This window comes from Paraburkholderia bengalensis, from assembly GCF_037126505.1.
GTDB lineage: Bacteria > Pseudomonadota > Gammaproteobacteria > Burkholderiales > Burkholderiaceae > Paraburkholderia > Paraburkholderia bengalensis.
Map to the genome: position 1 here is coordinate 1 of NZ_JACFYJ010000174.1, position 8484 is coordinate 8484.

At 66.1% G+C, this 8484-nt stretch carries 9 protein-coding genes and 2 pseudogenes; 4 read left to right on the plus strand and 7 right to left on the minus strand.

Annotated features, from left to right (window positions below; translation table 11 throughout):
* Positions 1 to 154: pseudogene (locus H3V53_RS41590) on the plus strand (ABC transporter ATP-binding protein); the annotation flags it as partial.
* Positions 155 to 226: 72 nt separating this feature from the next.
* On the opposite strand, the gene H3V53_RS41595 reads toward H3V53_RS41590, so the two are convergent.
* The 3 genes from H3V53_RS41595 to H3V53_RS41605 form a co-directional block, all read right to left on the minus strand.
* Positions 227 to 679, minus strand: coding sequence for a GNAT family acetyltransferase (locus H3V53_RS41595; protein ID WP_336602801.1), 453 nt, complete (start codon positions 677 to 679; stop codon positions 227 to 229).
* Complete coding sequence (locus H3V53_RS41600; RefSeq protein ID WP_336602802.1) at positions 676 to 1860, minus strand: acetylornithine transaminase; 1185 nt, start codon at positions 1858 to 1860, stop codon at positions 676 to 678. Before H3V53_RS41600 ends, H3V53_RS41595 begins: the two co-directional genes overlap by 4 nt.
* Positions 1861 to 2195: 335 nt before the next feature.
* On the minus strand, positions 2196 to 3227 hold the full coding sequence (locus tag H3V53_RS41605; protein ID WP_336602803.1) for a CDP-6-deoxy-delta-3,4-glucoseen reductase: 1032 nt from the start codon (positions 3225 to 3227) through the stop codon (positions 2196 to 2198).
* A gap of 74 nt (positions 3228 to 3301) precedes the next feature.
* On the opposite strand from H3V53_RS41605, the gene H3V53_RS41610 reads away from it, so the two are divergent.
* On the plus strand, positions 3302 to 4324 hold the full coding sequence (locus H3V53_RS41610) for an NAD-dependent epimerase/dehydratase family protein (protein WP_336602804.1): 1023 nt from the start codon (positions 3302 to 3304) through the stop codon (positions 4322 to 4324).
* A 36-nt stretch (positions 4325 to 4360) separates the two neighbouring features.
* Here the strand turns inward: H3V53_RS41610 and H3V53_RS41615 are convergent, their stop codons facing one another.
* From H3V53_RS41615 to H3V53_RS41625, 3 genes and pseudogenes are all read right to left on the minus strand, one after another.
* On the minus strand, positions 4361 to 4549 hold the full coding sequence (locus tag H3V53_RS41615) for a hypothetical protein (protein ID WP_054916857.1): 189 nt from the start codon (positions 4547 to 4549) through the stop codon (positions 4361 to 4363).
* A gap of 203 nt (positions 4550 to 4752) precedes the next feature.
* The gene (locus H3V53_RS41620) at positions 4753 to 5454 is read right to left on the minus strand and encodes a pseudouridine synthase (RefSeq protein WP_336602805.1); all 702 of its coding nucleotides are present in this window, start codon (positions 5452 to 5454) and stop codon (positions 4753 to 4755) included.
* 172 nt (positions 5455 to 5626) lie between these two features.
* Positions 5627 to 5866, minus strand: a pseudogene (locus tag H3V53_RS41625) (glycine betaine/L-proline ABC transporter ATP-binding protein); the annotation flags it as partial.
* A 167-nt stretch (positions 5867 to 6033) separates the two neighbouring features.
* Here H3V53_RS41625 and H3V53_RS41630 point away from each other — a divergent pair.
* Both H3V53_RS41630 and H3V53_RS41635 read left to right on the plus strand, forming a co-directional pair.
* Positions 6034 to 6273, plus strand: a complete 240-nt coding sequence (locus H3V53_RS41630) for a hypothetical protein (RefSeq protein WP_336602806.1) — start codon at positions 6034 to 6036, stop codon at positions 6271 to 6273.
* A 112-nt stretch (positions 6274 to 6385) separates the two neighbouring features.
* Positions 6386 to 7651, plus strand: a complete 1266-nt coding sequence (locus H3V53_RS41635; RefSeq protein WP_336602807.1) for an MFS transporter — start codon at positions 6386 to 6388, stop codon at positions 7649 to 7651.
* Between the two features lie 79 nt (positions 7652 to 7730).
* Here the strand turns inward: H3V53_RS41635 and H3V53_RS41640 are convergent.
* Positions 7731 to 8484: alpha/beta fold hydrolase (locus tag H3V53_RS41640; RefSeq protein WP_336602808.1), on the minus strand; the 754-nt coding region annotated here is incomplete at its 5' end.

Consider the following 8484-nt stretch of genomic DNA (forward strand, 5'->3'; position numbering starts at 1 on the left):
CATCACGGTGATGCTGGTCGAGCAGAATGCCCGGCTGGCGCTGCAGGCCGCGGATCGCGGCTATGTGATGGACTCGGGCATGATCACGATGTCGGGCGATGCCAAGCACATGCTCGATGATCCGAAGGTGCGGGCGGCCTATCTGGGCGAGTGACGCGCTGACGATGAAAAAAAGCCGCATGCGAGAGCATGCGGCTTTTTTATTGACGAGCGTTTTATCGGCGCGTCAGGCGAACTCGCCCAACCGCTTTCCAAGACTGATCACAGCATCGGCACGATACCCGAGCGCCTCGTAGAAACCGCGCACGTCTTCTTTCGCGCTCAGCACCTGGAGGTTGACCTTCGGGCAGCCGATAACCGTCAGCGCCGCCTCGGCATGCCGCACCAACTGCGTGCCGATCCCGTGACGCCGCTCACGCGAGCAGACCGCGAGCGAGTACATCCACCCGCGATGCCCGTCGTATCCGGCCATCACCGTGCCGACCACACGGCCGTCCTTCACCGCGACGAAGAACAGTTCCGGCTGTGTCGCGAGCTTGTTCCTGATCGACAGATGCGGATTGCGCTGCGGCCGCGTCGCGTCCCTGTACTCGGGAAACGCTTCGAGCCACAGCGCGATCACCGCGTCCGTATCGGCAGCGGCGAACACGCGGATCGACAGGGAAGCCGCGTTGCTCACAGCGTGTCCAGGATCGAGCGCAGCATCGACATCATCTGGTCGATCTCTTGCGTCGTCACATTGAGCGCGGGCATGAAGCGCAGCAGGTTCGGACGGGCTGCGTTCAGCAGCAGGCCGTCCGGCTGCATCAGGCGCGCCTTCTCGACGATCTGGTTGCCGATGTCCTTGCCGAGGAGCAACGCGCGCAGCAGGCCTTCGCCGCGCTCGCCCTCGAAACCGCGCTCGTCCGATAGTTCGAGCAGCTTCGTGCGCAGATACTCGCCGCGCGCCTTCACGCCTTCGAGAAAACCCGGCGCCGTCAGCTGCGAGATCACTGAGTAGCCTGCTGCCGTCATCAACGGATTGCCGTTGTACGTGCCGCCCTGATCGCCCGCTTCGAACACTTCGACGTGCTTCTTGCACAGCAGCGCGCCGAGCGGCACGCCGCTTCCGATGCCCTTCGCGAGCGTCATCACGTCCGGCTCGATGCCCGACAGCTCGTACGCGAACAGCGTGCCCGCGCGGCCGCAGCCGCTTTGCACTTCGTCGACGATGAGGAGCAGGTTGTGCTTCGTCGTCAGCTCGCGCAGTTGCTGCATGAATTCGCGCGACGCCGGGATGACGCCGCCTTCGCCCTGGATCGGCTCGAGCATCACGGCGATCGTTTTGTCGGTGATCAGCTTCTCGACAGACGCGATGTCGTTCAGCTCCGCTTTCGGGAAGCCGGGGACTTGCGGCGCGTAGATCGTGTCCCAGCCCGGCTTGCCGCTCGCCGACATCGTCGCGAGCGTGCGGCCGTGAAAGCTGTGGTCGAAAGTGATGATCTCGTATGCGCCGTTCTTGAACTTCTTGCCGTATTTGCGCGCGAGCTTGATTGCGCCTTCGTTCGCTTCGGCCCCGCTGTTCGTGAAGAACACCTTGTCGAAGCAGCTGTGTTGCGTGAGCAGGCGCGCGAGCTTCGCCATTGGCTCGTTATAGAACGCCGGCGACGGATTGATCAGCGTGCGCGCCTGCTGCGTGAGCGCTTCGACCACGCCGTCGTTGCAATGGCCGAGGCTGTTGACGGCCCAGCCCTGAATGAAATCCAGATATCGCTTGCCGGTATTGTCGTAGAGCCACGAGCCCTTGCCGTGCGTGAAAACGATTTCGGGCCGGTTCGTGATGTACATCAGCGAATCGATCGGATACTCATTGAAGTTCATGGCTACAGGCTCCAGGCAAACAGGGATGAAAAACCGCCTCGGACGATATGGCCCAGCAACGGAAAGAAGAAGGTGCGACGGGGACGGCAGAAATACAAAAAGCCACGGCATGCCGTGGCTTTCATGATTCGAACTGCCTGCGCGTTGTCCGCGCGAATCCGTGACGAAGCCAGCGGCGCCCCTAAGGGAGCAGCGAGCGGCGACGTCGAAGTTCGGACAGGATGCGATTCATGCGCGAAAGAATACGACAAGGCCGGCGCCCGTGTAAACCTGCAATTTGTACGTTTTTACGCGTTGCCGGCCGACTGATCGTTTGAAACGTGAATGCGCAACGATCAGACGGGATTCGCGAGATCGGCTGCGCTCGTGAACGAATCCGCGTAGAACTCGTCTTCCGGCAGGCGATGATGCTGCGTGAAATCGCGCTGCGCCGACTCGACCATCACGGGCGCACCGCACGCGTACACCTGATACGCCGACAAGTCTGGCAGGTCTTCGATGACGGCGCGATGAACGAAGCCCGTGCGGCCCGTCCATGCGTCGTCCGCATCCGGCTCGGAGAGAACCGGCACGAACTTGAAGTTCGGAATTTCGCGCGCCCATTGCTCGGCGAGTTCGATCATGTACAGATCTTTCTTGCGGCGCGCGCCCCAGTACAGCGTCATTGGGCGCGTGATGTTCTTGAACACGGCATGCTCGACGATCGCCTTCAGCGGCGCGAAGCCCGTACCCGACGCGAGCAGCACGATCGGCTTGTCCGACTCTTCGCGCAGGAAGAACGTGCCGAGAGGCGCCTCGAAGCGCAGGATGTCGCGCTCTTTCATCGTGTTGAAGACGTGATCAGTGAACGCGCCACCGGGCATGTGGCGGATGTGCAGCTCGATCGGGCCTTCCGTATGCGGCGCATTCGCCATCGAGTAGCTGCGGCGCTTGCCGTCCTTCAGGATGAACTCGAGGTATTGGCCGGCCATGTACTGCAGGCGTTCGTTCGCGGGCAACTGCAGCTTCAGCACGACGACGTCGTCGGCTTTGCGCTCGATGGCGTTGACACGGCAGGGCAGCTTTTTGACCTGCACGTCGCCGATGCCCGTCACTTCGCGGATATCGACTTCGAGATCCGTGCAGGCCGTCGCGCAGCACAAAAGAGCCATGCCGCGCGTCTTCTCGTCGTTCGACAGCGCCGACGACGAATGCGCGCGCTGCTCGACTTGGCCCGCGACGACGGTGCCCTTGCACGAACCGCAGGCGCCGTTCTTGCAGCCATACGGCAGGCCGACGCCCTGGCGAAGGGCGGCCGTCAGCACGGGTTCGTCGGGTTCTACCTGAAACTGCCGGCCGCTTTGCCGGAGCGTTACGTTAAATGCCATATGTCGTTCAATGTTCGGATGCTGGAAATCGGTAACCTATGCGTGTCGTGGATCGCGGCTACAATGCGTCCACGATGAAAGCGACACGAAATTTGCGCAGGCCGCGCGTGCTGATCGTCGGTTGCGGCGATGTCGGCATGCGCTGCGTGCGGCAACTGCAACGACGCGCGCGTCTGTATGCGCTGACGCATCACGCCGAGCGCCGCGACGAATTGCGCGCGGCGGGCGTCACGCCGATTGTCGGGGACCTCGACGCGCGCGCGAGTCTCGCGCGGATTGCCCGCCTCGCGCCCACCGTGCTGCATCTCGCGCCCCCGCAAAAGACCGGCGACGACGACCTGCGCACACGCGCGCTGATCGCCACCCTGGGCGCGCCGCGCATCCGTCGTGCCCGGCAGATCGGCACGGGGCGGCTCAGACGCGCGCAGCAAGGCATTCGCGCCCGCAAAGCATCCGCTATTGTACCCGACGGGGGGCAGCCGCCTCGCCACGCCGGCCACGCGCGGGTGCGCGTCGTCTATGCCAGCACGACGGGCGTCTATGGCGATTGCGGCGGCGCGTGGCTCGACGAGACGCGCCCCGTCGCGCCCGCCAATGAGCGCGCGAAGCGCCGCGTATCGGCGGAAACACAATTGCGGCGTGCGGCCGCGCGGCGCACGTTGACCGCCTGCATCGCTCGCATCCCGGGCATCTACGCCGCCAACCGTCTGCCGCTTGCACGGTTGGAGAAGCGCACGCCCGCGCTCGTCGATGCCGACGACGTCTACACGAATCACATCCACGCCGACGACCTCGCCGCCATCCTGCTGCGCATGGCGACGCACGGCCGTCCGTCGCGCGTGATCCACGCATCGGACGACACGACGCTGAAAATGGGCGAATACTTCGACAGGGTGGCCGACGTGTTCGGCGTCGAGCGCGCGCCGCGCATCGCACGCGCGCAGGCAGAGCAGCAACTCGGGCCGATGATGCTGTCGTTCATGCGTGAATCGCGGCGTCTAATCAACACGCGGCTCAAGCGCGAACTGCGCATGAGGCTGCGCTTTCCGGACGTCGACGACTTTCTGCGCACGCTCGCGCGCCCCGGGCGAACCTGAACGCGGGCGCAAGCCAATTGCGGGATCGCTTGCCGCTCAGGTGATGGCCGGGAGCGCCTCCAGCAGGAGGAAACAGCAGAATGCGCCGATCAGCGCCGCGATCAGGCTCGGCTCATACCGATGCCGGACATGCATGATGGCCGCGACGCCACCGACCAGCAAAAACGCGAGACAGACGATTGCGACCATTCCGTATGAAACCCCGAGGTTTCCGTAGGTAACCATGGCGCTCCTCCTTGCCTGCTTTGTAATCGTTTGTTAAGCAGAGTATAGGACGGGCGTTCGGCGCAAGCATGCTGCGACGCAGCGCCAGACAAGGCGTTTCAGGCGGATTTCGTTCGGAATCCCACGCAGTCTCCATCGCTTGGCAGCCGTGCGGGCGGCAGGCCGGAAGCGTCAGTCGCTTGCCCGCTTACCCGCTTGCCCGCTTACCCACGTAACAATCCGAGGCTGGCCTCGTCGAGCCATTGCCATTGGCCGGGAGCGAGCGTGGGGGGCAGCGCGAGCCCGCCGACGCGCTCGCGATGCAACGCCTCGACGCGGTTGCCCGCCGCCGCCACCATCCGCTTGACCTGATGGTATTTGCCTTCCAGCACGGTCAGTTCCAGTTCGTTGGCGCTGCGCGCATGGGCCGCGACGGCAGCAATGGGTCTGGTCTCGCCGTGCAGCAGCACGCCTTCGCGCAGCGCGGCGAGCTGCGCGTCGTCGAGAGGATGACGGGTCGTCGCGAGATAGACCTTCGGCACCTTGCGCTTGGGCGACGTGTACGCATGGACGAACTGACCATCGTCGGAGAGCAGCAGCAGGCCCGTCGTGTCCTGATCGAGCCGGCCGACGCACTGCACGCCGCGCGTCGCGAACTGGGCGGGCAGCAGGCTGAAGACGCTCAGATGATGCTGCGGATCGCGCGAGCATTCATAACCTGACGGCTTGTTGAGCAGGATGTACGCGCGCTCGCGAAACGGCCATGCGATGCCGTCGATCTCGAACACCAGCGCGTCGGTCGCGACATCGGCGTCGGGATCATCGAACGTCGCGCCGCCGACCGACACGCGGCCTTCCGCGATCAACGCGCGGCACTGACGGCGCGAACCGAAACCTTGGGAGAAGAGAACGCTTTCGAGATTCATGGGAGCGGCTTAAAGCGGATACGAGCGCAGACGAACGCAATGCATCAAACGTCGAAGGCGTTCTTCGATGTCTCGAAGAACGCCTTCATCGCGTGCATTCTACCTGCCGCGCTACTTCATCCGCACACAGGCGGACTGCCGAACGTGACGCTCGATGCGCGCCGGATCGGCGCTCGACGAACCTGGCGACGTAATCGACGGCGGGTTTCGCGAGGATTTCGTTCGGCGTGCCTTCCTGCACCAGCGTGCCGTCGCGCAGGATCGCGATGCGATTGCCGATGCACAGCGCCTCATCCAGATCGTGCGTGGTGAACGCGATGGTCTTGTTCAGCGTCGCCTGCAGTTGCAGCAACGGGTCCTGGATTTCCGTGCGGATCCGCGGATCGAGCGCGGAGAAGGCTTCGTCCATCAGCGGATGACGGCGCCGCTGATGGACGAGGTCGTGTCGCGCTGGATCGACAGCGGCGAGATGGATCGGCTCAACGCGCTGCAGCGCACGCGCATCGATGCCGAGCATGGCATCGCGAGACAGCCGCTCGGGGGCGTCGCGTACCGGCAGGCGCCGACCAGTTCGCCTCTGTGGCTGCCGCTGCCCGAGCCCTGGCGCGCGCCGAATTCGCGGCGGCGCTGCGCCAGGAAGGCGTGCTCGTGAAAACGGCCGACAGCTTCCTGATCGGCCGCAACGTCGCGCCGCACGCCATCCGCGTCTGCATGAGCGGCGCGAGTTCGATCGATGCGCTCGCGCGCGGCCTCGCGCTCCTCCGCACGACGCTCGAGCACGGGCTGGAAAGCGGCATGGCGTCGTCGTACGCGCCTTGAGCGGATGCCTGCACGCTCTTTTCGGCAGGAATCACAAAGCAAGAAGCGGGGCGTATCGGCTGGGTGAAATCGTGATGATGAGGTCTTCGTCATCGACTCACGGAGGCCGCCGATGCGTGCCCGCTTTTCCCGCTTCTCTTCTCTTCGCAACGGATTGCCCGCTTCGTTTCAGCGGCTCGCGTGGTCGAATCTGATCGCGCAGTCCGCCGAACAGATCAGCCTCGCGGCCGCGCCGCTCGTCGCAGTGTTCATGCTGCACGCCGGCGCGCGCGACACCGGGCTCCTGCAAACCGCGCAGACCTTGCCGTTCCTGATAATGTCGATACCGCTTGGCGTGTTCGCCGACCGCCGTTCGCGCCGCGCGCTGATGGCCGTCTCCGAAGGCGTGCGCGCGCTCGCGATGGCAGGCGTGCTGCTGCTCGTGCTGTCGCATGCGTTGACGCTGCCGCTGCTCGCCGTGCTCGGCTTTGTCGGCGCGACGGGCACGGTCGCGTACAGCGTCGCCGCGCCCGCGCTCGTGCCCGCGTTGGTGTCGCGCGATCTGCTTGCCGCCGCCAACGGTCGCGTCGAACTCGCGCGCAGCGTCGCGTATTCGGCGGGGCCGGCTGTGGGCGGGCTGCTGGTCGGCTGGATCGGCGCGGGCTGGGCCTATGGATGCGCGGCAGCGCTGTCGGCGCTCGCGGCCGCGTTGCTGGCCGGGTTGCGCGAGCCGCCACGCGCCGTGTCCGCCGCGCGCCACTTCATGCTGGAACTGCGCGACGGCGCGCGTTTCGTGTACCGCGACGCGCTGCTGCGTCCGATGCTCGCGACGGCCGTGTTTTTCAACGTCGGCTTTTTTACGCTGCACGCGGTGTATGTGCCGTACGCAGTGCATCGGCTGGGGATGAGCGCGTCGGCCGTCGGCGCGACGCTCGGCGCGTACGGCGTCGGCATGGTGTGCGGCGCGCTTGCCGCGCCTTGCGTCGCGCGGCGGGTGACGTTCGGGCGCACGCTGACGGTGGGGCCGTTCTGCGGACTGGCCGCCTCGCTGGCGATGGTCGCGACGCTTATCGTGCCGTCGTTCTGGCTCGCAGCGGCGAGCTTCTTTCTGCTCGGCGCGGGCCCGATCCTGTGGACGGTCGGCTCGACGACGCTGCGCCAGGCGATCACGCCCGCCGGCATGATGGGCCGCGTGTCGGCGCTCAACAGCACGGCCACTTACGGTGCGCGGCCGCTCGGCGCGCTGCTTGGCGCCGCCATCAGTGCGCGTTTCGGCATGGATGCGTGCCTCGTCGTGGCGGCGCTCGGCTTTGCCGTGCAGGCGGCCATCATCGCGATGTCGCCGGTGGCGCGGCTCGCGCGGATTCCCGAGGGCGAGGCGGCGGCGTTGCCGGCGTGAGGTCGCGACGGCGTGCGGAGCGGTCGCGCTGATTTCGACGAAGCGCGCCGCGCTGTGTTTCCCGCTGCGGGCGCCGCCGCTATTCCTTGCCGAACTCCCTCGCCGCGCGGTCAATCGCGTCCGCCGTCGCGCCCGCGTGCGCCACGGGCAACAGGTGGCTCGACGGCGTCTCGATGATGGTCGCGCCGATGCGATGCGCCATCCAGCGCTGGATTTCCGGCGACACCGCGCGGTCGCGCGTCGTGACGATGTAGAACGACGGCTTGTAGCGCCACGCGGCCTGCGTCGCGCGCTCCTCGAAATTCTTGCTCGCGATCGGCTGCTGCGCGGCGACCAGCACGCGCGTCAGGTTTTCGGGCACGTCGGCGGCGAAGTCGGCGTGGTAGCGGGCGGGGTCGAGCCATAGGAAGCCCGTGCTGTCCTTCGTCATCGCCGAGCCGGCGGGCATCTGCGGGCCGCGCTTGAGAATGTCGACGGCCGACTCGCCGATGTCCGGCGCGATGGCCGCCACGTAGACAAGCCCCGTCACCTTCGACGCGTCCGGTCCCGAGCCCGCCTCCGTGATCACGACGCCGCCCCACGAATGGCCGACCAGCACGGTCGGGCCGGACAGTTGAGCGAGCACGCGTTTGGTGGCGGCGACGTCGTCGGCGAGCGAGGTCAGCGGAATCTGCACCGACGCGACGCGATAGCCCTTCTTCTGCAGCCGCGCGATCACGCCGTTCCAGCTCGAGCCGTCGACGAACGCGCCATGCACGAGCACGATGTTCTGCACGGGGCCGGCGGGCGGCGCCGAAGCAGCGGCAGCGCGCGGCGCGGGGGCGGGAGCGGAC

Bases quoted from the DNA above. Each gene is read 5' to 3' on its own strand.
- H3V53_RS41600 (WP_336602802.1), bottom strand. From the start codon at position 1,860: ATGAACTTCAATGAGTATCCGATCGATTCGCTGATGTACATCACGAAC.
- H3V53_RS41605 (WP_336602803.1), bottom strand. From the start codon at position 3,227: ATGGCATTTAACGTAACGCTCCGGCAAAGCGGCCGGCAGTTTCAGGTA.
- H3V53_RS41610 (WP_336602804.1), top strand. From the start codon at position 3,302: ATGAAAGCGACACGAAATTTGCGCAGGCCGCGCGTGCTGATCGTCGGT.
- H3V53_RS41615 (WP_054916857.1), bottom strand. From the start codon at position 4,549: ATGGTTACCTACGGAAACCTCGGGGTTTCATACGGAATGGTCGCAATC.
- H3V53_RS41620 (WP_336602805.1), bottom strand. From the start codon at position 5,454: ATGAATCTCGAAAGCGTTCTCTTCTCCCAAGGTTTCGGTTCGCGCCGT.
- H3V53_RS41635 (WP_336602807.1), top strand. From the start codon at position 6,386: ATGCGTGCCCGCTTTTCCCGCTTCTCTTCTCTTCGCAACGGATTGCCC.